Annotated in this window: 1 protein-coding gene; it reads left to right on the forward strand. The window is 44.8% G+C overall.

The genetic code is table 11. From position 1 onward, the window contains the following. A partial coding sequence (locus tag NE668_RS09940) for a hypothetical protein (RefSeq protein WP_256196840.1) occupies positions 1-250 on the forward strand: 250 nt, incomplete at both ends.

Below are 250 nucleotides of genomic sequence, written 5' to 3' on the forward strand. Positions count from 1 at the left end.
GGAAGTGGGACAAGATAAGTTTAGTTGGAAAGACGGCGTTTTCTCGCAGACTATGAAAATAGAAGCTGAGGAAAAAGAGGAGCTTTTAAAGCGGTACAAAGAAGACGTGTTCCGATTTCAGATGGAGCAGCTTACGAAAGCCTGTCCATGCGGAATTCTTGAAATCTCGTCTCCGGCAGACGGAGAAGAAACCGAGCTTATCGTATATCCGTTTTTTGAAAAAACATGCGATTTCCTTGAAAGCCGGGGG

Source organism: Veillonella parvula (assembly GCF_024461875.1).
Classification (GTDB): domain Bacteria; phylum Bacillota; class Negativicutes; order Veillonellales; family Veillonellaceae; genus Veillonella; species Veillonella parvula_I.